This is a genomic window from Sphingobacterium siyangense, assembly GCF_007830445.1.
GTDB classification, from domain to species: domain Bacteria; phylum Bacteroidota; class Bacteroidia; order Sphingobacteriales; family Sphingobacteriaceae; genus Sphingobacterium; species Sphingobacterium siyangense.
Genome location: NZ_VLKR01000015.1, coordinates 1 through 25,060, shown reverse-complemented (window position 1 = coordinate 25,060; position 25,060 = coordinate 1). Strand labels below are relative to the sequence as shown.

Sequence of the window (25,060 nt, the reverse complement as noted above, 5' to 3'; positions counted from 1 at the left end):
AACAAAAACAACGGCGATAAACGCCGTTGAAAACAGTATTCATAAATAAAGAGAGTGTCAGTGGTTTAAAATCTGAAGCATTTTGCCAACCTCAATATCCATTCTTGAAAAGGCAAACCATTTTTTGCCCAGGTCTTTGAGGGATGCCCCGATGTGGTACAAATCTGTCCCGTCTATAATGAGAAACCTGTCGTGTGCCTGTATAAAAACGTGAATGTCGATAGCCGGGTATTGGCTGTTGTAACGCTGTAAATCCAGTTGTAGTTGGTTGCTGATACTTTTGGTATAAATCGTTGCTGATACGGATTGCCCACGCTTTCCGAGCAGGGTAAGCACCGTATCGTCCACGTAATTATCAATCAGGATAATTGACCTTTGCGCATTTCGTATAATATCTGAAACAAAGGCATAGGCATCAAATATCTGCCCGTCATAGAAAATCCCTTTGTCGCTGTGGAGCTTGTCGCTTTCCAGAGCCTTAAAGATTTCCTCAAACTTTTGGTCGGCTTCCAATTGCTTCAATTCAATTTTATCCAAACGATGAAACAGGGATGCGTTACTAATCAACATTTTCCGCATTTCTACGAAAGCATTCATTATTTCGATGCTTACCTGTATCGCAACTGCACTTTTCAATACGCCGGAAAGCATCGCCACGCCTTGTTCGGTAAACACAAAAGGCAGGTATTTTCGGTGCTGGCCTCTTCCTGCGTTTAAGGTCACAATTTGTGACCTTAAAACTTCCCACTCTTCGGGAGTGAGCTGAAAACAGAAGTTTTCAGGGAAGCGTTCAGCGTTACGTTTTACTGCCTGGTTGAATACTTTGGTTTCTACCTGATAAATACCTGCGAGGTCAGTGTCCAGCATTACCTGTTTTCCCCTTACATTGTAAATCCGGTTTTCGATTTCCTTACTGGTAACAATGAGTTTATTTTCCATTACTTTTTGTAGCTTTTATTTTTCTGAAATTCAAAAGAGGTATTGCAATCCTCATTCAATACGATATAGGCATCGAATTTCTTTCCGGCTTTGCTGGTCATTCTTTTGATGAGTGAGGTTTTACCTTTATTGACAAGATTTTCAATATCGGATACACTGACTTGTACACCACACACATTGCGGAACTGTACCCAGCTACAAACTTCATCGGGGCATTTAACAATCTTGTCACGGATAATCAAATGTTGGCTTTTGCACTTCGGGCAAAGCAATTTCAGCAGGTTACTATTGGCAATGGAAGTCTGCAACAATTCTTCGGTAATGGAGGAAGCGTAGGTTTCCATTTCCTTTTGGAACGCTCCGGCATCCGCTTCGCCCGTTTCAATTTTCTGCAATGCCAGTTCCCATTCGGCTGTCATTGCCACATCTGCAATTTTCCGGTCTTTGACGAGTTCATACACCTGCAAACCCTTTTCGGTAGGGATTAAGGATTTCTTTTCCCTTTGGATATAATTTCGGGTAAATAGGGTTTCAATTATGGATGCTCTTGTAGCAGGGGTGCCGATACCGATATTTTGCAGTGCCTTCCGTTCTTCCTCATTTTCGATTTCTTTTCCGGCAGTTTCCATTGCCGATAAAAGCCCGGCCTCGGTATAAAGCACAGGCGGTTTGGTTTTCTTTTCCAGAACGGCAGCTTCCTTTATTTTAAGTTCATCGCCCTTTTTCAGTTCGGGCAAATCCTGTATCGGTTCGGTATCATCGTCCGTAAAACTGCCTTTAATGGTGCGCCAGCCCGGTTCCGTAACCTTACAGCCTTTTGCCGCAAAATCGTAATGCGATGCCTGTAAACCGACATCGGTAATCTCTTTGATGCAGGCTTGTGATATGGCTTCGAGTAACCGAAAGGCAATCATATCATAAACCGCATTTTCCTTTGCATTCAGATCTGACGGCATTTTATCGGTAATCAACAAACCGTGGTGGTCGGTAACTCGCAAATCGTTTACAATACGTTTATTGAAGCGTCCCCATTTCATATTGGATACGGCTTGCTTACAGGTTTCCCGGTCCTGCAAAGCCCTTACAAGGTTGGGGATTTCCGCCCACATATCTTCGGGAATGTATTTGCTTCCGGTGCGGGGATAGGTAATAAACTTCTTTTCGTACAGGCTTTGGGCAATGTTGAGGGTTTCTTCGGCAGAAAGGTTGAGCTTTTTGTTGGCTTCCTTTTGCAGACCTGTCAGGTCAAACAATAAAGGCGGTTGCTCTGTAACACTTTTGGTTTCTACCGATGTAACGGTAATCGTATTCCCGTTCCTTTCAATAGACCTAAGCGTATCTTCTGCCTGCTTTTGGTTTTCCCATTTGGTTTTGGAAAGACTTTTAAAATCAATGAACTCTTTGTTATGCAACAACTTTATCTGCCAATATTGTTTTATCGAGAAGTTTTTGTTTTCCAGATAGCGTTTGCAAATGAGAGCGAGTGTAGGCGTTTGCACCCTGCCAAGCGAATAAATGCCGTTTCCTGCGACTATGGAAAGTGCCTGTGTCGCATTGATACCTACGAGCCAATCGGCACGGCTTCTACCTTGTGCAGCCTGGTACAATCCGTCAAATTCCTTTCCGTCTTTCAGGTTGTCAAATCCCTGTTTGATGGCTTTTTCGGTAAGGGAGCTTATCCAAAGGCGTTCAAACGGTTTGCTGCATTTCAGGTGTTCGTAGATATAGCGAAATATCAATTCGCCCTCACGTCCGGCATCGGTTGCTACAATAATGCTATCGCTTTTATTGAATAGTTCTTTGATGACTTTCAGTTGTTTTAATGCTCCTGCATCAGCAGTATAGCCTTTGTCTTTTTTAACCTTGTGGACGGTCAGCAAAAACGGGTTGGGCAATATTGGCAGGGCTGATTTGTCAAATCCAGATATGCCGTAATCTTCGGGCATTCCCAACCCGATAAGGTGTCCGAATGCCCAGGTAACAAAATAGCCGTTGCCCGTCAGGTAGCCGTCCTTTTTATCGGATGCCCCCAACAGGCTGGCTATTTCCCTTGCTACGCTTGGTTTTTCTGCAATGATTGTTTTCATACTTTATCTTTTTACGCCTCTTGATTTTGCAGGGGCTTTTGGCTTTTCCTGTTGTTCCTGCTGCTTTTTGTCTTTCGGGGTTTGCTGACCTGTCTTCAAAGGCTCTTTGATATTTTTGGTCGCTTCGTTGGTCTTGCCCTCCGAATTGACTGCCGTCTGCGTTTTGTTGGCTTCGGTAGGTTTCGTCTGCTCTTTGAGCTTGTTCGGATTTTGAAAGGAGAACTCCGTTCTATTGGTATCCTTGTTGAGCGTGATATAGCCCTGGTATTTCTGACCTTTCTTATCTACCAAACCATCAACATAGACGGTTTGCCCGGCCTTGAACTTATCGTATTGTTCATCGTTGAGTTCCTTGCCCCTGAAAGTTCTCGGAATTTCATTGGATTGGCTTTGTTGGTTATTTTGCTGGTTGCTTTGCGACTGCTGATTATTGTTGCTCCTGTCAAACAGGAACTCCACATAGCGTTTGTCTGCATTGAACTGTACGTTTGCATTGAACTCCGTTCCTTTCGCGGAAATCATTCCCTCTAAATAAAGCGGTTTGCCCTCCATTAAAGTTTGCTTTTGCCCGTCATTCAGTTTTACGCCCTTTATTTCATCGGGAATTTTGATGAAATCTGTCTTTAATGCAATCAGCTCATTGGTCAGCCTGTCCACGCTGACAATGGACGGCATCATTTCCCCTGTTTTGGTGTTTTTCAAATCGACAATACGCCCCATATTGCCCGTTTGGAGCAGATTTTTCTTATCCTCATCGGTAAACTTGTGCCCGAAAAATTCCATATTCAGGTTAGGCTCCCTGCGTACACCGTGTATTGCCGCCACGACCTTACCGTCTTCGGCAAGCTGTAATGACAATCGTGCATCGGTACGGACAATGGCAGTGTCAAGGTTTACACCGATAGGCACAAGCTCATTGGTTTTGTAACCCCTCAACAAGGGGTCGAGCAGGTTTCTTTTTTCCAGGTACTCCTTGCTTAATCCAAGATTGTTCATTGTTTCCCAATCAATCTGTTCCGGCTTGAAGCGGTATTCGCTCGTTTCCGGCGTTGTCTGTGTTGTTTCCATATCTTTTTTATTTTCTTGTTTCTGTTCTTGCGGGGTTTCCGGTTTTACCTCGTGTTCTTTCATCAGTTTTTCGCCATCGGGAGTAGGGGTATTTACCTGCTTCTGCATTTCGGTTGCCGTATCAACAGCGATAGGTGCAGGCACTTTGAAAAATGAAAAGTTGGTGGGGTTCTTCAACTGGCTGAAAAAGTTGGAGAAGAAATTGGAAAAGAAATCGCCGTGCTTGTCCACACGCATAAACTGGTTTTCGTTTTTCTTGGTGGGGTCAACGGTTTCCATTTTACCGTTCTCATCAATGCTTTTTACGGCTTGGATTTTCTTTTTTTCCTTATCCAGCACCAGCAATATGTCCGAAAGCTGTTCGGGCATTTCCTGCTTGTTTGTTGTTTCTTCGCTCATAATCTTAAAAATTTAAAGTTTACCGCCGAAAGTAGTGGAAGCGTTCACTACACTGCCCGAAGTGGCACTCAAAGGCAGTGTTTGGCGTTCATTGGCATTCTTATTTGTTGAAACTTTCCCTTATGAACTGATGCACGTCGGACAGCTTGTAATACAATTTTCCGCTAATGGTATAGTAAGGCAGCTTCCCGATAGAGCGATACCGTTGCAGGGAACGGTTGCTTATTTTCAGCATTTGAAGCAAATCCTGATTGTCAAGCAATACCTCTCCGTCAATGCTGTTGTGTTTCTTTTTCAGTTCTTCAATATGGTCGCTAAGCATATCAAAGCGGCTCATTATGCGTTCCATCCAAGCCAGGAAATCCATTCTGTCAATATTCATAGGGATATACTTTTAAGGGTTCATACCTATTTTTTGCCTGTGTTCAGCTTTCTGCCTTTTTCGATATAGCTTTTGCCTTTCGCCATAAGCTCTTGCACATATTCATCGCTGCTTTGTATGGCATTGGCATTGAGCATATCTTGGATAGCACCAATGGTATAGAAGTATTGCCCATAAAGTTTTGAATAGGCAATCTCGCCGTTGGTACGCATACGCCACAAGGTCTTTTCGCTGATATGTAGGTACTGGCAGACCTCGTGGTTATTAAGCCACAGGTCGTCATAGCTGGTATCTTCCAATCTTTTCAGATAATCCGCAATGGCATTGATGCGGTTGTTGAGCTGTATCCAGGCTTCTTCTTCAATTGTTATTATTTTCATTGCACAAGTATTTAATCTTTACTGTGCAAAGTTGCCAAGGGTGGCAGAGTTTGTCCGCCAACCCTCGCCAATTGGTTTTGCAGTTTTTTGAAGATTTTTGCAATTCGTATAAAGCCTTATGGATTATGGATTTTGTTGAAATAGGACAAGAAAAAACTTGTAAACAGGTAGGCTTCGCCAATTGGTAGATATTGGCGAAGCGTGAATAACGAAGCAAAAAAAAGCAGCACACAAAAATGTACTGCTCCTGATGTATGATGATTTACCCGGATTAAAGGTCTTTGTCCATATATTCTTCCAGTGCGGTTTTAAGCTGGTCTAAAAATGCAGTCCGGGAACCGCTTCGGGTTTTCATCCTATGAAAAGCGTGATGTATGTCATTCAATGGCGTTCGGAACAGCACTTGAAAAATCAAAGCCAGTTGCCGGATACCGATATTGCCGTGGGAAACAGATGCCGAAGCATACAGGGCGTATATCAGTTCAATAAGTGCATTCTGTGAGTTAGTCCACGAAATATCTTTGTTGGTATCTACGTTCGCCAAGACCATATCGGGACTTTCTTGGGGATTGATTTTGGTAAGCAGGTAGGTGTAAAGCATTTCATTGGCAACGATACGGGCTATCTTGTTGTCATAATAGGTGGAAAAACTAAGGTCTATTTCAAATACACCGCTTTTTAATCCATCGTGATAGTTGATTTGTCCAAGCCTGAAATAAATATGGTCACGGTCTGTCCTGCCGGAACGGTAATACCTGTAAAAATCCACGTTGCAGACACTTTCCATATATTCCGATTGCAGGACTTTGAGTTGGTTCTCATAATAGCTCTGGTGTATCCTTGCATTGTTTATGGGGCAGGTAGTTTCGATGCGGAACACCTTATTATAGTAGATGAGTTTTCCCATTATCTGCGGTTTGATGTTCTTGAAAAAGTCTATCTCTTGTTGCTCATCTGTAAAGCCGTTTTGTAAGACCTGGGCTTTTATGGCACACAGCATTTCATTCAGGAACAATGTCATTTGATAAGCCTCTTCCGCAGGCGGCATCATTTGGGAAGAAAGTTTGTCTTCCTGACGGCGGATTTGCGATAATATTTTGCTCAACACGATTTCCATAGCCTTACCATTTTGAGGTTACTGCCTATTGTTTCGTAGCTACATCTGGGGTTGCTATGGCAAAATTTGGAAATAATGTTGAGGTAAATTTCACAGGTTTACCCCATTGTGGGAATTTTTCTGAAATTTTATTTTTAACGAAGACACGAAAAAGGGCAAAGTAAGACAACCTACTTTACCCTTTAATTTATTATATTTGCACCAATGATTTACAAGGTAATCAAATGAAAGTCAGTGCAGCAAGCACCATTACTAAATCGTTACCGATAGAGTTTCTCGCTCTTGTAAACTACTCTTAATGAACCTATTTTGGTTAAACTAATCTTTTTTAACAAAAAAAACAGATAACATGAATGTTATCTGCTGAACTTAACTTAAAGAAGTTTTTAAACTTCCTACTTAATTATGCTATTCGCACATTAACTGCGTTAATGCCCTTTTTACCGTTTTCTAGATCGAATGTTACAGTATCGTTTTCACGTACATGATTGATTAAACCTGACGAGTGTACGAAAACATCTTGACCGCCATCTGTTGGTGTAATAAAACCAAAACCTTTGGTGTCATTAAAGAATTTTACTGTTCCTTGTTGCATTGTATATATGTATTAAATTATGTATTTATTAGAACGCTTTTGCAGCATACCTCTCCTTTAACCATACGCGTTGGTAAAGGATAAATCGATCTGTCAACAAAAAATGAAGTTTGTAATTTTTCGTATTGACACTATCAATCTGAAAAAAGGTAATTAACTTCATATGTTGATAACAAAATAGCAGCTGGAAAAACGAAGACTGAGAAGAAAGAGTAAACTCAAAAGTGTCAGAAGAAGTAATGGCAGAAGCCTGATTATTATTCAAATGTAGTTATAAATTATTGAAAAACAAAGTTTTTTATTTTCTTCTGCCAATGTCAGTAAGCGCTAGAGGGGAAAGAGTTGCCGTCGATGCGGAGCAGATGTTTTGCTGGCAGAGCCATTTCAACTTGATGATCGCAATGATTTAGTAGAGAAAGCGATCTAAGCTTAGTTTTGATTTTAAGGTTGAATCAAGCTACTAGGCGATTGAATGAGTTGGAAAAGCAGAAATAGGAAGCGGACCAAACTTAAGGATAGTTTGGTCCGCTAGGTTAAAAAAATATCATGCTTTAATAATTCTTACGCATGTTTCACAGTAATCCTCTTTGTTATGCATTAGCTCACCTACTTTATGAAACAATACATGCTGCTGATTGTGCATGGGATAATGTATTAATCAAGCGCTATGAATGGCTTAGCTGTAACTTTCCGATGAAAGGGCGATTATCAATCGTCAGAATAGCTTCTTTAATGGAATAGCATAGCTGGTAGCTTTCGCTCAGCGCTTTTTTGCTAGCTTCTATTTTGTCGTTTTCAACTTTATCGACAATCCAGGTTGGGTTTAACGGATCTGAACTAAATTTGGTGATTAATACGGTAAATCCTTCTTTCTGAGCACTGATTAAAGTGTCTTTTGTGATGTCTACTATTTTCATAGTGAGATAATATACGAAAAAAATACGAAAGAGGATGTACTAAGTTTAAATGATAACCTGGTCCACTTGCGGACAATTTTAATAGAAATGTTGCTTCTTTTATGGATCCGGCGCTAAAATTGAAAAGTTTAGAGCCGGGAATATCCGCTGTGATGCAGATTGCAAAAAAAAATAAATGTAACTAAACTTTTTATCTTAATCTTATTTTCCATTGAGATGGTCGCGCACAAAATCTAGCCAATTCGAAGGATCAATGGTTTTATCAATATATACGTCAGGTTGTAATCCAATGTCGTCTACAGGAAAGTCCGGAATACGATAACTTTTAGATAATCCATAGTACAGTTCAATATCGCCACAAGGTGATGTCACGATATTTACATTCGAGATATCAAGCATCCCTTTGGTTGTTCTACCGTATAATTTTACCTTTTTACTTTGCATGGCGGTCAATAGAAATTGCTCTGTCGTGCTCCCGTTATTTTCATTGATAACGATCCCTATGTTTTTGGGATAAGGCTGAATGGTATCCATCTTGGTTATGTTTACTTTTTTATTGAATAAATCGACATACTCACCTTTATTGGCCTGCAATTTTTCGTAGTAGTTTTTGAACGTTTTTTTAGACTCCTCGTCAAAATCGGGGTTTTGACTCAGCTCCAACATGCGTTGATTATTTAAATCTGTCGAATAAAATAATGCACCTACGGTTCTAATCGGCTGCGTGTATAAGAAGGGGATAAGGCTACTATAACTCGCATCACTTCCGCCTGGATTATTTCTGACATCAATAATAAAATTTTCGGTCGATAAGATGGTTGCTCGGTTGGCTAATACAATGCTGTCAATTGCTTTTTTTTCTGTTATTTCAAAATCAGGAATTCGGAGGTAAACCGTGTTTTCATTTATTTTTTCGAATAATGGCTTTGTGGCCTTTAATGGATTTAAGTCCTTTTCAATAGGCTGCTTATTTTGTTCGCTAACCTTTTCGGCCTTCTTTGTTTTTCCAATATAATTTACGCCGATATGTCCATTACGAAAGAAACGGATCCATTGATTGAGTAATGTAGCACATTCCTGATTATTGGACAGGTGTTTAACTTTTTCGAGATACATTTTATTGTGCAATTCATAGGCATCCTTGCCCTTCTTGCTGATGGTATATTGAAAACCGGCATCATTTTCTTCAAAAGTTTTTTTTACCCACAAAAAATTGGATTCACAATTGCAGTTTTGGGCGTAATTTAAAATAGGCAAACTTAGCAATAGCCATAAAAATAGGACGCGTCTGTTCATTTGTATTATCAGAAATATTAATAATTGTCGATTGCACAAATATAGACTAAAAATGGAAAATACCCTCGTAACCGAACAAAAGATTATTCAGGATGTCAAGGCCCCATTTTTTAGGTATATTTGCACCAGATCGAAGCTTTGCCATTAGAAAAAAGCTGCAAGAATTATTGAAAAATACAAGGCAATTCCTGCTGCAGGTCCTAGCGATAGAAAGGGCAGCAATAAGCTTAAAACAACTCAAAAATAGGGGATTAATAATAACTCAGCTAAATGTAATGCACGATATGGAATCACTCTTTAACGCATGGAAAACGAGCAGAATGGCTTACCTCAAGTTTTTTGAAAACTATTCATTGGAACAGCTCAATCACATTCCGGAAGGATTCAGTAACAACCTGATATGGAATATTGGGCACATCATTGCCACACAGCATAAATTGATTCATATCGGATCTGATGTAAAAGGGCATATTCCCGAAGAAATTTTTAACAATTATCAGTCGGGAACAAAGCCGACAGTCCCCGTATCCCAACAGGAGGCAGACTTACTGAAAAGACTGCTCCTTGAACAAATTGAGCCAACTATCCGTGATTTTAATAGCAAAAAATTTGTCACCTATCAGGAACGGACAACCGGGACAGGATTTCATCTCACTTCAATATACGACACCTTCGAATGGAACAATTTTCATGAAGGACTTCATCTAGGCTATATGATTCGCTTTTTACCCATAGCATGATCAATATGGCAGCTGTCATTCCAGAAGCTAACCCTACACTATTTATCGCAGTAAAACCTTTATTCTTTCATAGATGACGAAAGGCTATTTTAAAATAATTCGCAAGCATAGTAAATTGTTATGGATTAACCTTTGCCAATTCATTGCCAATAAATTAAAGTGTTGAAAATAAGGTGTTAAAGTTTTTTTCTAATGAGTTGCATGTTCGAACTCGAACGGTCTTTGTTCGAAAGCGGACAATTTCGGGCAAAAGTTTCGTAGGACTTTATCTACCCCCACGGATGTAGTTTGGGGATTGGATTCGTGTCCAAAAGTAGCGCAGTTGTATGCCGTCCTGGTAGTTATTTATGATTGTGAGGTATCAATGAGGTAGTTGTAAGACTACCTTATTGATGTCTATTGCCTTTATGGTAATAAGCGATATTTTTGTTAATCCCTTGCGCCGCATCATTTTTATCCGGTGATGCCATTGCGGGAGCATATTGCAATGATACAATATCAGTGCTGTCCATTTCGGGCATTTTAAGCGGGCGGTACCAGGAAGGTGGGTTCGTGAGGTTGCCCGTGTTTTTGCGATCTGTCTGTTCGGTTGATTCTTGTACAGAACGTTGTTTCCAGCGTCTATATACGAGCAGTGCTGCTCCAGCAACTGCCGTGATAACGAGTCCGATTTGTGCTTTCATTTCTTCTTTTTTAAGAATTGAACAAAGTTCCCTTCAAAAAAGTTCAACAAAAAACAAATCAGCTATTTCTGGCGTAGGTGCCAGAAATAGCTTTTTATAAATCATCGTCATCAGGCAAAGTGATGACAGCAACTTCGGCAATGACGACGACCGCTTGATCACAGTCCCATGAATTTAAAGGGTTCTGCTTTTTTAAGGTGTCCATTGCTCAGTCCAGTGTAAGTTTTGTTTTGCTCGACATCAAGTTTGAGAACCTTACCTTTCTCGCTCAGATCCAAATCTTTTAGATTGATCCAGAAAGTCCCCGGACTAGTCACTGTTTCAAAATAGTAAACCAAATCTTTGTGATCGGCTACCGAGCGCCATCTTGTCGTGGAGATATTGGGTTCTTCTTCGTTATGGAGTCTGTGCTTGTGTCATTAAGAAAAATGAAACTGAGTTGGCCACAAGGACTTCGTAGTGCTATTGGCAAAAACAAGGTTTTTGGAACTGGCGGTTAAATTGAGCGGTGTAGAAACTTCAATAAAGGGAATCACTCCTTAGCTTAGAGAAAACGAATAGAAAGGCTAAACTCAAGTTTTAGGTTTGCAGCTGGGGTATATGATGAGCGGTAGAGAGTTTCTTACAGCGTACTCATGCGGGAGAAAAAAGGTGGGCTAAAGCAGATGTATTTCTGTAATATAAAAAATACGAAAACGTTATAGTTAAATTACGAAAACGTTGTAGTTAAATTTTGGCTCCTGTGCTTTTTAGAAGTTTTTTAGCAACTCTGTCGCCAACATCATTCAATTGTTTATTTTTTTATATCGAAAATCGTGTTATTGAGACAAAATAGCACTTTTTTGATACGATCTAGTTCTGTTTTTCTAATTGCTAATATTCAATTTTACAGTTAAAATTCCTTTATCAAAGGAAGCCAATTATAAAATTACTAAATCACCCATAGTGAATATTTCTTTATGAGAAACAATTGTAAACTAAAACAAAGCCGCTTTTATGGCTTCGGCGCAGGCAAATGGATACCCTGTTCCTGCCTGCTTTGTCTGGTCGCTCTGGCTAGTCCTGCCGCTGCATTAAAAGCCAATGTACCCCTGATTTCGACGGCAAACGGGACGGTACAGAACCGCGAAATCACAGGTAAAATATCGGACGGCAATGGGCAGCCGCTGGCCTCCGTGACAGTCAGTGTGCTGGGCAGCAAGGTCAGCACAGCCTCAAAAGCTGATGGTACGTATACCATTTCGGTGCCGCTCGAAGCAAAAAAACTGGTGTTCAAACTGTTGGGCTACAAGAGCCAGGAAGTCGACCTTACCCCATCCAAGGTCGTTAATGTGGTCCTTAGTTCGTCCGCCGATGAGCTGGACGAGGTAGTGGTGGTGGGCTATGGTACCATGCGCAAAAAGGATCTGACAGGTTCCGTGACCCAGATCCATCCAGACCGCATTGCCAATGAAAACCCAAAAACCGTACAGGATATCCTCCGCGGATCGGCAGGACTGAATATCGGTTACGATGCCTCGGCAAAAGGGGGCGGCTCCATTGAAGTGCGGGGTAAACGCTCGGTCTACGATAGCAACAGCGGGCACAACAACCCCTTGCTGGTACTCGATGGTATGATTTTCTACGGCGAGCTTTCTGAAATCAATCCGGATGATATTGAGCAGATCGATGTGCTGAAAGATGCTTCGGCCGCCGCTGTTTACGGCTCGAAAGCAGCAAGTGGTGTGATTATTATCAGTACAAAAAAAGGGAAGCAGGGCAAACCGACGATCAATATGACCATGAACGCCGGAGCAACACAATTGAGTGAATATCGCAAAAGATTCAGCCCGGAAGCTTACCTGCAACACCGCGAGGATTGGTATACCAAGAATACCTACGGCATCAATCCGACAACGGGTCTATATGAGGCTTATCAGATACGGGATGATAATGGGAACCTTACTGTGCCTTACGGTTTTTACCTCAATCCGGGGCAGCTGCCTTCGTCATTATCGCTGGATTCCTGGCGCGCGCAGTCGACCAACGAGGACGGGGAGTCCGACCGAAGTATCTGGGGCCGCCGCCTGGGCCTGCAGGGAAATGCCCTGCAGAATTTTTTGGATGGGAAAACGGTCGATTGGGCCGATCATACCTTCCGAACGGGCTTTAACCAGGATTACAACGCGAGCATCAGTGGCGCGAGCGACCGCGTCAATTATTACTTGTCCATGGGATACCTGAAAAATGAGGGAACCGTTGTCAGCGATACCTACAAGGCTGTGCGGGCAAACATGAAAATCAATGCGCATGTGACCAACTGGCTAGAATTGGGCGCCAATGTGAATTTTCAGGATCGCTCCGACGGCAATATTGATATTGATATCGACCAGACATTGCGCAACAGCCCTTACGCCGATTATGCCGATGCCAGTGGCAATCCTTTACAATATCCGCTCAGTGAGCAGTTTAGCCAGCGCGGGTATAATTATGATTTTCAACGGAAATACCTGGAGCTGGACAAGGGCTATTCGGTCTTCAATTCCATTTTTAATGCGAAAGTCAAGCTGCCCTTTAACATTACCTATTCCTTTAACGCTTCGCCGCGGCTACAATATTTTCATGACCGTTATTTTATGTCGGCCGAGCTGCCGGGTTCTAATCCGGCCGATCGCGGTGCAAACCGCGAGCAGACCAAACGTTTTGACTGGTCGCTCAACAACACCATCAGCTGGGAACAGAGCTTTGCGGATAAGCACCGCCTGATGGTAACCTTGGTACAGGAGGCGGAGGAACAGCAGTCCTGGAAAGATCGTATTGAAGCGCGCAATATTTTGCCTTCGGATGCACTGGGATTTCACAATACCAAAAATGGATCAAAGGAGAATAGCAGCTTTGATAGCTACGATACGCACCAAACGGCGGATGCTTTGCTCGCCCGTTTATTTTATTCCTACGATGACCGCTATATGCTCACGACCTCGATTCGGCGGGATGGCTATTCGGCTTTTGGTACCTCCAATCCCTACGCGACTTTCCCTTCTGTGGCCCTGGCCTGGAATTTTACCAAAGAGAAATTCTTTAAATGGACCGATGTAATGGATTATGGTAAACTGCGTGTTTCCTACGGTAAAAATGGGAACCGGCAGCTGGCAGATCCCAATCTGGCGCTCGCCAACTTGTATTCGGGCAGCGGCAAGATGCATGGCTACCTCAACTCGGCTGGTGAACTGGTCCAATACCGCTACCTGATGGTAGACCGCCTGGCCAATCCGAACCTGCAATGGGAAAAAACCACGGCATGGAATTTTGGACTGGACTTTGGATTCTTAAAAAATCGCATTTCGGGTACCCTGGAATATTACCTGATGCAGACCCACGACATGATCATGGAGCAAAAACTGCCCAATTTTACAGGATTCAGCAGCATCACCACCAATCTGGGGCAAGTGGACAACAAGGGGATTGAATTGACCTTAAATACCGTCAACTTGAAAAAGGAAAATCTGCAATGGTCTACCACCTTTAATTTTTCGTACAATAAGAATCAGATTGTACATCTCTATAAGAACTACCAGGATGTACTGGATGCCGATGGAAATGTGGTTGGCCGCAAAGAAATGGACGAAATTTCGAATGGCTGGTTTATCGGGCAGCCCATCGGCACGATCTGGAATTATCAGGTTACGGGCATCTGGCAGGCCAATGAAGCTGCAGAAGCCGCTAAATATGGGCAGGCTCCAGGTGACCCGAAAGTGGCCAATGTATATACAGCAGATGATGCCGTGAATGGGGATAGCAGAAAGCCTGTGTATAATAATAACGATAAGGTCTTTCTGGGGCAGACGGATCCGCGTTTCCGCTGGTCGATGCGCAATGAGTTTACGCTATGGAAGGACCTCAGCTTTTCGTTTAATATTTATTCATACATGGGGCACAAAAGCTTGTCGGGCAATTACCTGAATAACGACGATGATGGCGGGCGCATGGCTTATGGGCTGGCCAATCTGCCAGCAAAGGAATATTGGACGCCGGACAACCCAACGGACCGCTACGGCCGTATCGAGGCTAAGGGACCGATCGGCGCGGAGGGCGCTGCGCGGCTGTATGACCGCTCGTTTATCCGGCTCGACAATATCTCGGTAGGCTATACATTACCAACGGCCTTGACCTCCAAGTATAACCTCAATCGGGTGAAGCTGTATGGGACGGTGCGGAATGTGGCCACCTGGACCAAAGAATGGGAATACGGCGATCCGGAGACTTTCCATCCTGACAACAACCCGAGCGGATGGGCCTCAAGGGTCTTTACTTTCGGTGTGAATTTATCTTTATAACCTGATTAATTGTGATGTATATGAATAATACACTAAAAAAATCCAGATCCGCAGGCAGAAGCATCGCTTTTTTGCTCGCCGGTACGCTAGCGATAAGCAGCTGCTCGAAGGAATTTCTGCAGCCCGATCCGCTGTCGATCTATATCCCTAACGAAACTTTTAACACCGAATCGGGCCTGCTGTCGGCCATGGCCATCTGTGACCGCCATCTCAAGGGGTATTGGGCCACAGATCATAACGAGATGCTGACGCTAGGCACAGAGTATGTCTTTTCCGAACTGATGGTGGCTAGTAATACCGACAAACGCAGCATGCTGGCGGATGTCGCCAACATGCTGACCCCGACAAGTGACAACTCTACGCATCAAAACCTCGACCGCTCCAACAGCCTCTGGTATCTGTGGGACGAAACCTACAAGGGGATCAGTTATGCCAATACCATTATCAAATATGTAGACCAGGTACAGACCTTGAGCGAGCAGGATAGGAATGCCTACAAAGGGCGGGCGTATTTCCATCGGGCTTTCCGCTATATGGCCTTGGTCTTTGAATACGGCGATGTACCTTTGGTGACGACCATCATCGACGTACCCAAACAAAATTACCGGAGCACCAAGCGTGATGCCATTCTGCAGATGATTACTAAGGATATGGAGTTTGCTGTACAATGGGTGCCTGATCAGAAAAATATGAACCTGATCGGCCTGATCAACAAGGGGGCCTGCCGCATGCTTTTGGCAAAATGTTACCTCGCCATAGGGGAGTATCAGAAAGCCAAAGAGCAGACGGATATCCTGATTGACCAGTCAGGCTATGCTCTGATGACCGAAAGCTTCGGAACCTTTAACGATGGAGGGGAGGCGCAGACCTGGCCCATCACACGTAACGTGATCTGGGATATGCACCGCCCCGAAAACAAGCTGATCGCCAGCAACCGTGAGGTGATCATGGGGATGCCCAACCGTGGTGCCGATGCGGAGTCTTTCGTTAAAATGCTTACCATGAGAATCTTATATCCCTTTGTCTTTGACAGCCGCATACAGACTGCCGATGGTAAACAGGCTTTGTTGAACATCAAACGGAACAGCGGGGATTACAATGCAAAATATGACTATATGCGCGCCTTTGGCCGCGGGATCGCAACGTTCCGCCCTACATCATTCCAGACGCAGGGCGTATGGTCTGTCAATGGCAAGCCGGATGAAGGCGACCTGCGCCACAGTTCAAAGATGGGTAACTGGGTACGGATGGAAGATTACAAAGTGAACAACAAAGCTTCCAAAGATTTTGGGAAACCGGTCACACTGAAAGATCCCGCAACGGGCAAACTCCTTTGCAGCGATACCATTCGTCGCTGGTACGATGTGCCGCATTATAAATTTTTCTTGGATGATCCTGTAAGTGAAGCCAATATCAGCGGTTCAGACGGTTCACGGGGTGCTACCAATGGGGGAATCGCCGACTGGTACCTCTATCGCCTGGCAGAGGCTTACCTTTTGCGCGCCGAAGCGAAATATTATATTAATCCGGCCGATGGAACGATAAAAGATGATTTAAATGCCGTCCGCCAGCGCGCAAAATGTACCGAGCTCTACCAGGGAGCGGTAAGCATTGGGGATATTATGAACGAGAGGGCCCGTGAGCTCTACTGGGAGGAGTGGCGCAATGTGGAATTGAAACGGGTGTCCCTCTGCTTGGCCCGTAGTGGTAAACCGGATGAATGGGGGAATGCGTACAATCTGGACAATTTTGATAAGCAGAGCGGTACAGATGCCAATGGCGGAAGTTACTGGTACCAGCGCATCATGCATTATAGCCTTTACAATAAAGGTATTATTCATGTCAATGCCACTGGGCTAAGTGATATCAAATACACGATGGATAAAAAGAATATGTACTGGCCGATTCCCAATGTCGCGATTACCTCCAATATTAAAGGGCAGCTAAAGCAAAATTACGGCTACGACGGTTATAATCCTGCTACTCCAGTATGGGATAAATGGGAGGATGCCGTAGCGGATGAAGCCAAAGCAGAATAATCCGTTTAATAGGTCCCCAACCGATATTTAATAGAGAAGATCGGTTCGGGATTTCTTTGAACATCGTATTTTATAAGATAAAACCAGTTCGTAATTACATAAAAACCAGTTTGTATGATCAAGAAAATCTTTTTGTTTTTATTGTTTCTCCCGGTTCAATTTTTAAGTGCACAGACAGACCTGGCAAATTTTCCTGCTGGGGCGGATCCCAAGGAGGTCGGCCATCGCATTGCACACCGCTTTATCGCGGGCAAACATATGCTGCATGCAGGGAAATGGATCAGTTATCCCGAGACCTTCTATTGGACGGGAGCCATTAATTACGCCCATTTAATGGGCGATCAGCAGTTGATGCAGGCTATGAAAGAGCGATTCACCAAATTAACAGTAAGTGAGCCGCAGCTGCTGCCTATTAAAAACCATGTCGATTTGAATATGTTTGGCAGCCTGCCTTTGCGGCTTTACCAGCTGACCAAAGAGAAAAGCTATCTCGACCTGGGCTTGCCCTATGCCGATACGCAATGGGAACTTCCGCAAAATGCCAGTCAGGAAGGGAAGGCCTGGGCGGAAAAAGGATACTCCTGGCAGACCCGTCTCTGGATCGACGATATGTACATGATCACGATCGTGCAGGCCGCTGCTTTTAAAGCAACGGGCAAAGCCGAATACCTGGACCGTGCAGCCCGGGAGATGGTACTTTATCTGGATGAGCTGCAGCGTCCAAACGGACTGTTCTACCATGCACCCGATGTCCCTTACTACTGGGGGCGAGGCAATGGTTGGATGGCCGCGGGTATGACTGAATTGCTGCGTATGCTTCCGAAGGATCATCCCAGTCGACCCCGTATATTAAAGGGCTACCTGACGATGATGAAGAGCCTGAAAAAACAGCAGCGCAAGAGCGGTATGTGGAATCAGTTGATAGACGAGGCAGACTGCTGGGCAGAAACCTCCGGTTCGGCGATGTTTGCCTATGCGATCATATCGGGTGTAAAGCAGGGCTGGCTAAGTGATAATCAGTATGGTCCCGTTGCCCGCAGGGCTTGGCTGGCGCTTGCAAAATATGTGGACGATCAGGGGGCAGTGTCGGAAATCTGCGTAGGTACCAATAAAAAGAACGATAAACAGTATTATTATGACCGCCCTCGCCATACTGGTGATTATCATGGGCAGGCGGCCTATATGTGGTGTATCAATGCATTGCTGGAGGGAAGCACCCCTTAGGTTTTTGACCGGCTGGCAGTTTGAACAGATTATTTTTTGATTTTGCTGAATTCAAAAGGAATCTGCAGGCTGTCGCCGGCTACATTTGCCTTTAGCTTTTCGCCATCCCGCCAGTAGGTAATCTTTTTTGGGAAGGGTAGGGAGTCATTATTGCATTCGAATAGCCCGTCTTTCTGCATGGTCATTTCAAAGGCGATGAAATCCTTTTCATCGGTTGTTTTCACTTTTAATTGCCAGTTTCCATCGGATTTCAGTAGCGCCATTTTTTCCTGATTGACCGTATCGTTGTTGTGTAGCGTAAAGGCCAAGCCTGCATATTCAGCATCGTTAATTTTGACCCAATATTCAAAGGTCTTTTTACCTGGCGTTTCGTTGGTACGCTGCCATTTGCCCAGTAACCAGTCGAAGTTCTCCGAAGGGTCATGTTCACTGCCCATACATTGTACAAAAACAAGGAAAATGGATAAGAGGACTAGCACTTTACATAATTTTATCATCTGGAGTTATATCAAAAGGCTTAAAAATGATTGCTGTTACCGCTGGGTGAAAGCTTTAAAAAGGTTACCATGCGGCGATAATTAACTAAATTTAATAAAAAATTTGCACTCGCAGCGCACAAAAAAACTGATGCAGACCTGCATCAGTTTTTTGCTAAGGTTCGTTTAAGCGATTATTTTTATTTCTTGTCAAGTAAGGCCAGATATTTTTCATACCCCTTGGCCTTCATTTCTTCTTTAGGCACAAATTCAAGAGATGCACTGTTGATGCAATAGCGTAGACCGCCTTTGTCGGCAGGGCCATCATCAAAGACATGTCCCAGATGAGCGTCTCCGGTTTTACTACGCACTTCCGTGCGACGCATGCCGTGGGAGTTATCAACTAATTCGTCGACTAAGTCTGGATTAATCGGTTTGGAAAAGCTGGGCCATCCACAGCTTGATTCAAACTTGTCGGTCGAGACAAATAGTGGCTCTCCTGTAGTAATATCCACATAAATGCCATCTCTGAACTCAACATTATATGCGTTATCAAAGGCACGCTCGGTTGCCTGATGTTGCGTTACATCATATTGCAGGGGTGTAAGTTCTTTTTTGAGTGTGCTCTGGTCCTTTCTTTTGTAAGTTGCTGACACAACTGTATCTTTTGTGGGGGAAGGATTGGCTTTGCGTGCCATATAAATAACCTGATCTTTCTCGCCAGTAGGGTTCATAGCTTGTTTTTTAATTATTTTGGAATCACCAGTTTTCTGTGAAAAGCCAAATTTGCTGAGCATAAATAAGCCTAATCCTAGTAATAATAATAAAAATACCTGTTTCATAGCGTTTCTCCATTCTTGTTTTTTAATATACGATGTAAAGGTCCGAATTGGTTTTTGATCAATTTAAAATTGAGGATCTTTGCTTCGTTATTGGTAAGATATGTCTAGAGATGGAATTCCATAAACATCCATGGAGAATTTTTAGACAGCGGTACTTTTTTACCTGAAGCAGACAATACAATAAAGTTACCGAAAGAAATCTATTGTTAAACTTAATTGGACGGTTATTGTTTCCTATTCGAGGTAATGCCCTTGGCGGATTAGCAGTGCTCGGTATTTATTGAATACACTAGATTTGGATACAAAGCCCAGATATTTTTGCTCAGGTCCAAGCACCGGAAGGATCCAGGTGTCTTCTTTGTTCATTTTTGACATCACAGATTCCATACTTTCATGAATAACAACGATATCATTGGGCTTTTGAGCCAATTTTTCAAATGTTGTATCCAGACCATCCAATTCACCAAGTAGAATCGAGAATAAATATTCGCTGTTGACTATTCCGATGAATTTGCCATCGTGGCTCACAATGGGAAATATATTTCTTTTGCTATGAATAATATCGTGCTGTCTAGATTTAGGGGTTTCATCAGGACGCAAAATCACAAAGTTCGTTTCCAAAACGTATTTGATGCGCATCATGCTTAATACGGAACGATCTTTATCTTCATAAGAGATCAAATCACCTGATTCTGCGAGCACTTTGGTATAGATCGAATGCTTGAGCATTGTTCTATTGATGAGGTAAGATATCGAGCAGACAAGCATCAAAGGGACCATCAATGTATAGCCACCGGTCACCTCCGCAATAAGGAACATACCGGTCAAAGGCGCATGCATAATGCCGCTCAGGGCGCCGGCCATACCAGCTACAACAAAATTAGGAACGTTTAGCTCTGCAAGCCCTGTCAGATTGATCCCATAAGAAAATGCAAACCCCAAGAGTCCTCCCATCACCAAGCTTGGACCAAAAACGCCACCATTGCCACCTCCATTAAGAGTAAAGAGTGCGGCAAATGATTTTCCGAAGAGCGTCAATAGCGTGTATCCAAAAACAACGAAGCCGATATTATGGTATTCGGAGAATAAACTATTTTTGACAATTGCGTTGAACTGCCCATTCAAAATTTGCTGTATGGTCAGATAGCCCTCGCCGTATAGCGCAGGAAATATTAGGATCATAAGACCCAAAGCAACACCGCTCACCCATACCTTGTTATAAGGATTTTTGATTTTCCGAAACCATTGGTTTACAACAACAGATACGCGCGCAAAATATACGGTGTATAAGCCTATCAGTACAGCCATTAGCAGGTAGAAGAATAAGGCGGATACCTGCCAGTAGGAATTAAAGTTCGTAAATAGGGGTTCACTGTAGAGCAGCCGCGAAACCACCGATGCCATTGCAGAGGAAATTAGCAGTGGAATAAAAACAGGAATGGAAAATTCGGGTAGCAGAATTTCAATGGCAAAGATCATTCCTGCCAAAGGACTATTAAATGCACCAGCAATACCTGCAGCTGCACCGCAGGCCAGTAGCATGGTCACTTCTTTATATTGTAATCCAAAAAAACGCGCAATATTTGAACCAATAGAAGATCCGCCCAAGGCAACGGGAGCCTCCAAACCACAGGAACCTCCAAAGCCAACGGTGATGGCTGAAGTCACCACCTGTGAATAAATATTACTGGGATCCAGTCGGCTTCCTTTTCGGCTGATCGCATAAATAATCGGCGTTATACCATGTTCTATTTTTTTGCCTTTGATAAATTTTCGGACAAATAATACACTCAGCAGAATACCGATCAACGGAAAAACCAGATACAAAGAATACTTTAATTTCCAGTCAATATCGTTCTGGATACTTGTCGCAATAAAATGAGTCAGTCTTTTTAAAACGGATGCCATCAGCCCCCCAACAATACCGACCAAAAAGGCCAAGATGATGATAAAGTTCCGATTCGAAACTTTTCTCATACGCCATTGGTTGATATGGTCTATTTTTTTATAGAAAGTCTTTTTAAAATTTGCCATTTTTGAACTATTCAGCACACTAACTTACGGACAGATGAAGTAGCGTGCGCCAATATAGTCATTATTGCAAGCAAACAATTTGTATCGTCTTATAGTAGGTATTAATACTAACGTTTTGTTACATAAATAGGCTTATACACGACTTTTTTTGCCGAACACCGACAATACCAAATAACCTAAAATTCCCGCCAGCAGTGAGGTCAGCAGAATCGATAACTTCGCTTCTTTGATATGCAGCGCGTCGCTGAAGGACAGGATGGAAATAAATATAGACATCGTAAAGCCAATTCCAGCCAATAAGCCTACACCCAGGATATGTTTGAATGAGCTTCCTTCCGGGAGACTACTAATCCCCAGTTTAGAGCAGACAAAAGTCATGATTAAAATGCCCAACGGCTTGCCTAGTAATAAGCCAAGGCTAATACCCAGGCCCATCGGAGCGACCAATCCTGTAAGCATCTCGCTTTCAATGCTGATATTGGTATTGGCAAATGCAAATAAGGGTATAATAAAAAAATTGACAGGCTTGACAAGCGCATGCTCCAGACGTTCTAAGGGCGACTCAAGGTCCGTATCATTGGTCGGAATAGTCATCGCCACCATCACACCAGCAATAGTAGCATGTATACCCGAATGATGAATAAAATACCAGATAAATACACCTGGTATCAGATACAGATAGGGGTTTTGTATATTCATGCGGTTCATGACAAAGAGAATAACCATACCGATACCTGCATACAGTAAGTAGGTGGTTTCAATGCCCGACGAATAGAAAAAAGCAATCACCAAAATGGCGATCAGATCGTCCACGATAGCCAAAGCGGCCAAAAATACCTTTAAGCTTGCTGGAATCCGGTTACCTAGCATACCGATTACGGCCAATGCAAAGGCGATATCTGTCGCCATGGGTATACCCCAGCCACCTGCTGTCGCCTGCCCTGAATTGAAGCTTAAAAAGATGATCGCCGGTACAATGGCGCCACCAATAGCGCAAAGGATCGGGAGCGATGCTTGTTTAGGCGAGGAGAGTTCGCCTTCCACGATCTCACGCTTGATCTCCAGTCCCACGAGCAGAAAAAAGATAGCCATTAATCCATCATTGATCCAAAGCAGTGTGCTATATTTTAAATGTACGGTGTCAGAATCGAAACCAAAGGGTGTATCCAAAAATGATTGCAGCCCAGGACCAGCTGCGGTATTGGCTACGATGAGGGATAAAATGACGCAGATAAATAATAAAATGCCGCCAGCGTTACTTGACTTGAAAAAATTTTTGAATACGGTAAGATTAATCAATTGGCTCATCGTGTTGCGTGTTCTTTTTGGACCATAGGTCCATGTTCGGAAATTGAAATTTGGAATTGTCGAATACAGGGTCTTTCTTGGACCTCTGCTGCTCCTGATAGTCTGTATAGATGGCGACAACTTTTTTGTGAAGCAGGAGTATTGCAATCAGGTTGAGCCAAGCCATGAGACCGACACCAATGTCGCCCAGGGTCCAGGCAGATTTGGCTGTACTGATACATCCGACATAGGTAGATACTAATATGAGCAGTCGCAGAATCCAGATAAGTACGGTTTTATGTTGTTTTTTTCGGCTAACGAAGCTGATATTGGTTTCGGCGATATAGTAATAAGCCATAATAGTCGTGAACGCAAAAAAGGCCAATGCCAGCGCGACGAAAGCATTTCCAATGTTGGGGAAATGATGTGACACAGCCTGTTGGGTGAAAGCTGGTCCCATTTCCGTTGCCGGAAGATGTTGAACGAGAAATCCTCCGGCTGGATTTTCAACATTGTACTGGCCGGTAAAGAGAATCATTAAAGCTGTGGCGGTACATACAAACATGGTATCCACATACACCGAAAATCCTTGGACCAGGCCTTGCTTGATCGGATGGGATACTTCTGCAGCGGCTGCTGCATGTGGTGCTGTGCCCTGGCCGGCCTCGTTGCTGTAGATACCCCGTTTAACACCCCACGAAATTGCCATGCCGGCGATAGCGCCGAAAGTAGCTTCCATGTTCAAAGCCGATTTTACAATCAGGGCGATAACGCCAGGGATCTCCGTGAAGTTGAGGGCAATAATAACTAAAGCCATCAGAATATAGGCGCCCGCCATAAACGGCACAACATATTCGGCAACGGTGCTGATCCGCTTTACTCCACCGATGATAATAATCGCCAGTAGCCCGGCAATAGCCAATCCGGTGATACTCGGCGACACATGGAAAGCGGACTCGACCGCTGCGCTGATACTGTTGCTCTGCACACCGGGCAATAAAAATCCGGTACTGATGATCGTCACGATTGCAAAGGTCCAGGCAAAAGTCTTGGATCGTAACCCTTTCAGGATGTAGAATGCAGGTCCGCCCCGGTATTCGCCATCGTTTACCTCCTTGTACATCTGACCAAGGGTAGCTTCGACAATGGCCGACGCACTGCCTAAAAACGCAATTACCCACATCCAAAAAATAGCTCCTGGGCCGCCCATAGCAATCGCTGTAGCGACGCCAGCGATATTGCCTGTGCCAACACGCCCCGAAATAGCAAGTGAAAAGGCCTGAAACGAAGAGATGCCTTTGTCGGAACTGTTTCCATTAAAAAGCAATCGCACCATTTCTCTTATCTGCATAAGCTGCGGGCAGCGAAATCGTACCGTAAAGTAGATGCCCGTCAGCAGACAGAGGTAGACAAGTGCATCACTCCAGATGATATCATAAATTTTATTGATTATTACGTCCATGTTGTATCATTGAATTCGTAGGCTGGCTAAAAGTAGGGAAAACCAGCCAAGGCTGCTTTAAATATCGAATAGATTTTGTTTATGTATTATGAATGTGTTATATGTATTATTTATATACGTGTAGGATTGTGTGTTTAAGGTGTTTTCGTGTTTGAAATTCTTCCTTTAATGATCAATTTATGTCGGACAATTTTTTTTACGGATCACCAAAATCCACCGGTGGGAGTATAAAGACGAGTACTTTTGCACTTTCTCGCCCGGATAAGCAATTGCAGGAAGGAGATATTTTGGTGGTTTATGGTTACAACCATCATATCAAAGCGTTTCCCCTAATGCTATCTTTTAAGCTGCGCCCGTTTGTTTAGACAGAAATTTCTAATTTTTATATAGTATTTTCTGTTTTAGGGCTGAAAATGGAAATAACTTTTTGGCTCTTGAAAGCCTAAAAAAGTTATTCTATTTTTATGCCGCATCCGCTTGCAAATACATGCTTTGCGGAGTATTATAGTTTATTCCCTGATGGAAGCGTTCCTGATTGTAGAATTCAAAGTAAGACCGTAACCCAGCACGGAGAGACCTTGGACTATCGTAGGCCTGTAAATATACGTTTTCATATTTTACAGACCGCCATAATCTTTCATCAAAAATATTATCCAAGGCCCTGCCTTTTCCATCCATACTGATAGATATATCGTTATCTAACAGTTCTTTGGTGTGCAGGTCACTCGTGTATTGACTACCTTGATCGGTATTGAATATCTCCGGTTTACCATGCAT

At 43.3% G+C, this 25,060-nt stretch carries 22 protein-coding genes; 5 read left to right on the top strand and 17 right to left on the bottom strand.

Translation table 11 applies throughout. The annotated features are described in order from the left end of the window. Nucleotides 1-57: 57 nt before the first annotated feature. The 9 genes from IQ31_RS14245 to IQ31_RS14205 all read right to left on the bottom strand — a co-directional run bounded on the left by IQ31_RS14245 (nt 58) and on the right by IQ31_RS14205 (nt 9,180). Entirely contained in the window at nt 58-939 is an 882-nt protein-coding gene (locus IQ31_RS14245) for an ORF6N domain-containing protein (protein ID WP_145328384.1), read from the bottom strand. Continuing rightward, on the bottom strand, nt 939-3,026 hold the full coding sequence (locus IQ31_RS14240) for a type IA DNA topoisomerase (RefSeq protein WP_145328383.1): 2,088 nt from the start codon (nt 3,024-3,026) through the stop codon (nt 939-941). The genes IQ31_RS14245 and IQ31_RS14240 overlap by 1 nt, the downstream gene beginning before the upstream one ends. 3 nt (nt 3,027-3,029) lie before the next feature. Next, nucleotides 3,030-4,493 carry a DUF3945 domain-containing protein gene (locus tag IQ31_RS14235; RefSeq protein ID WP_145328382.1) on the bottom strand — a complete coding sequence of 488 codons (1,464 nt, stop codon included), beginning with the start codon at nt 4,491-4,493 and terminating at the stop codon, nt 3,030-3,032. Nucleotides 4,494-4,593: 100 nt separating this feature from the next. Further along, nucleotides 4,594-4,875 (bottom strand): helix-turn-helix domain-containing protein, encoded by a 282-nt coding sequence (locus IQ31_RS14230; protein ID WP_145328381.1) that lies wholly within the window; start codon nt 4,873-4,875, stop codon nt 4,594-4,596. Nucleotides 4,876-4,901: 26 nt separating this feature from the next. Then, nucleotides 4,902-5,255, bottom strand: coding sequence for a helix-turn-helix domain-containing protein (locus IQ31_RS14225; RefSeq protein WP_145328380.1), 354 nt, complete (start codon nt 5,253-5,255; stop codon nt 4,902-4,904). Between the two features lie 271 nt (nt 5,256-5,526). Next, nucleotides 5,527-6,372: an RteC domain-containing protein gene (locus tag IQ31_RS14220; protein ID WP_145328379.1), complete on the bottom strand. Its 846-nt coding sequence runs from the start codon at nt 6,370-6,372 to the stop codon at nt 5,527-5,529. Nucleotides 6,373-6,775: 403 nt separating this feature from the next. Next, entirely contained in the window at nt 6,776-6,967 is a 192-nt protein-coding gene (locus IQ31_RS14215; RefSeq protein WP_070566563.1) for a cold-shock protein, read from the bottom strand. A 665-nt stretch (nt 6,968-7,632) separates the two neighbouring features. Beyond that, on the bottom strand, nt 7,633-7,884 hold the full coding sequence (locus tag IQ31_RS14210; RefSeq protein ID WP_075992363.1) for a hypothetical protein: 252 nt from the start codon (nt 7,882-7,884) through the stop codon (nt 7,633-7,635). Between the two features lie 201 nt (nt 7,885-8,085). Beyond that, nucleotides 8,086-9,180 (bottom strand): S41 family peptidase, encoded by a 1,095-nt coding sequence (locus IQ31_RS14205; protein ID WP_145328378.1) that lies wholly within the window; start codon nt 9,178-9,180, stop codon nt 8,086-8,088. 284 nt (nt 9,181-9,464) lie between these two features. Here IQ31_RS14205 and IQ31_RS14200 point away from each other — a divergent pair, with 284 nt between their 5' ends. Continuing rightward, nucleotides 9,465-9,920, top strand: a complete 456-nt coding sequence (locus tag IQ31_RS14200; protein ID WP_145328377.1) for a DinB family protein — start codon at nt 9,465-9,467, stop codon at nt 9,918-9,920. A 386-nt stretch (nt 9,921-10,306) separates the two neighbouring features. Here the strand turns inward: IQ31_RS14200 and IQ31_RS14195 are convergent, their stop codons facing one another. Together IQ31_RS14195 and IQ31_RS14190 are read right to left on the bottom strand one after the other, a co-directional pair. After that, complete coding sequence (locus IQ31_RS14195; RefSeq protein ID WP_145328376.1) at nt 10,307-10,603, bottom strand: hypothetical protein; 297 nt, start codon at nt 10,601-10,603, stop codon at nt 10,307-10,309. Between the two features lie 158 nt (nt 10,604-10,761). Further along, nucleotides 10,762-10,941 carry a hypothetical protein gene (locus IQ31_RS14190; RefSeq protein ID WP_145328375.1) on the bottom strand — a complete coding sequence of 60 codons (180 nt, stop codon included), beginning with the start codon at nt 10,939-10,941 and terminating at the stop codon, nt 10,762-10,764. Nucleotides 10,942-11,562: 621 nt separating this feature from the next. On the opposite strand from IQ31_RS14190, the gene IQ31_RS14185 reads away from it, so the two are divergent. The 3 genes from IQ31_RS14185 to IQ31_RS14175 all read left to right on the top strand — a co-directional run bounded on the left by IQ31_RS14185 (nt 11,563) and on the right by IQ31_RS14175 (nt 18,182). Beyond that, a complete protein-coding gene (locus IQ31_RS14185) occupies nt 11,563-14,919 on the top strand; it encodes a SusC/RagA family TonB-linked outer membrane protein (protein ID WP_145328374.1) in 3,357 nt (1,118 codons plus the stop codon). Between the two features lie 332 nt (nt 14,920-15,251). Next, nucleotides 15,252-16,958: a RagB/SusD family nutrient uptake outer membrane protein gene (locus IQ31_RS14180; protein WP_376747258.1), complete on the top strand. Its 1,707-nt coding sequence runs from the start codon at nt 15,252-15,254 to the stop codon at nt 16,956-16,958. A gap of 114 nt (nt 16,959-17,072) precedes the next feature. Then, a complete protein-coding gene (locus IQ31_RS14175) occupies nt 17,073-18,182 on the top strand; it encodes a glycoside hydrolase family 88/105 protein (RefSeq protein WP_145328372.1) in 1,110 nt (369 codons plus the stop codon). A 29-nt stretch (nt 18,183-18,211) separates the two neighbouring features. Here IQ31_RS14175 and IQ31_RS14170 read toward each other — a convergent pair whose 3' ends face one another. The 5 genes from IQ31_RS14170 to IQ31_RS14150 form a co-directional block, all read right to left on the bottom strand. Continuing rightward, nucleotides 18,212-18,619 (bottom strand): DUF6265 family protein, encoded by a 408-nt coding sequence (locus IQ31_RS14170; protein WP_145328502.1) that lies wholly within the window; start codon nt 18,617-18,619, stop codon nt 18,212-18,214. Nucleotides 18,620-18,858: 239 nt separating this feature from the next. Beyond that, a complete protein-coding gene (gene msrB / locus IQ31_RS14165) occupies nt 18,859-19,500 on the bottom strand; it encodes a peptide-methionine (R)-S-oxide reductase MsrB (RefSeq protein ID WP_145328371.1) in 642 nt (213 codons plus the stop codon). A 234-nt stretch (nt 19,501-19,734) separates the two neighbouring features. Continuing rightward, nucleotides 19,735-21,534: a chloride channel protein gene (locus IQ31_RS14160; RefSeq protein ID WP_145328370.1), complete on the bottom strand. Its 1,800-nt coding sequence runs from the start codon at nt 21,532-21,534 to the stop codon at nt 19,735-19,737. A 132-nt stretch (nt 21,535-21,666) separates the two neighbouring features. After that, complete coding sequence (gene nhaA / locus IQ31_RS14155; protein WP_145328369.1) at nt 21,667-22,842, bottom strand: Na+/H+ antiporter NhaA; 1,176 nt, start codon at nt 22,840-22,842, stop codon at nt 21,667-21,669. Continuing rightward, nucleotides 22,826-24,283 (bottom strand): alanine/glycine:cation symporter family protein, encoded by a 1,458-nt coding sequence (locus tag IQ31_RS14150; RefSeq protein ID WP_145328368.1) that lies wholly within the window; start codon nt 24,281-24,283, stop codon nt 22,826-22,828. Before IQ31_RS14150 ends, nhaA begins: the two co-directional genes overlap by 17 nt. A 179-nt stretch (nt 24,284-24,462) precedes the next feature. On the opposite strand from IQ31_RS14150, the gene IQ31_RS14145 reads away from it, so the two are divergent. After that, nucleotides 24,463-24,648 (top strand): hypothetical protein, encoded by a 186-nt coding sequence (locus tag IQ31_RS14145; RefSeq protein WP_145328367.1) that lies wholly within the window; start codon nt 24,463-24,465, stop codon nt 24,646-24,648. Between the two features lie 97 nt (nt 24,649-24,745). On the opposite strand, the gene IQ31_RS14140 is transcribed toward IQ31_RS14145, so the two are convergent. Further along, nucleotides 24,746-25,060, bottom strand: a 315-nt coding sequence (locus IQ31_RS14140) for an integrase core domain-containing protein (protein WP_145328366.1), incomplete at its 5' end; no start/stop codon positions are given.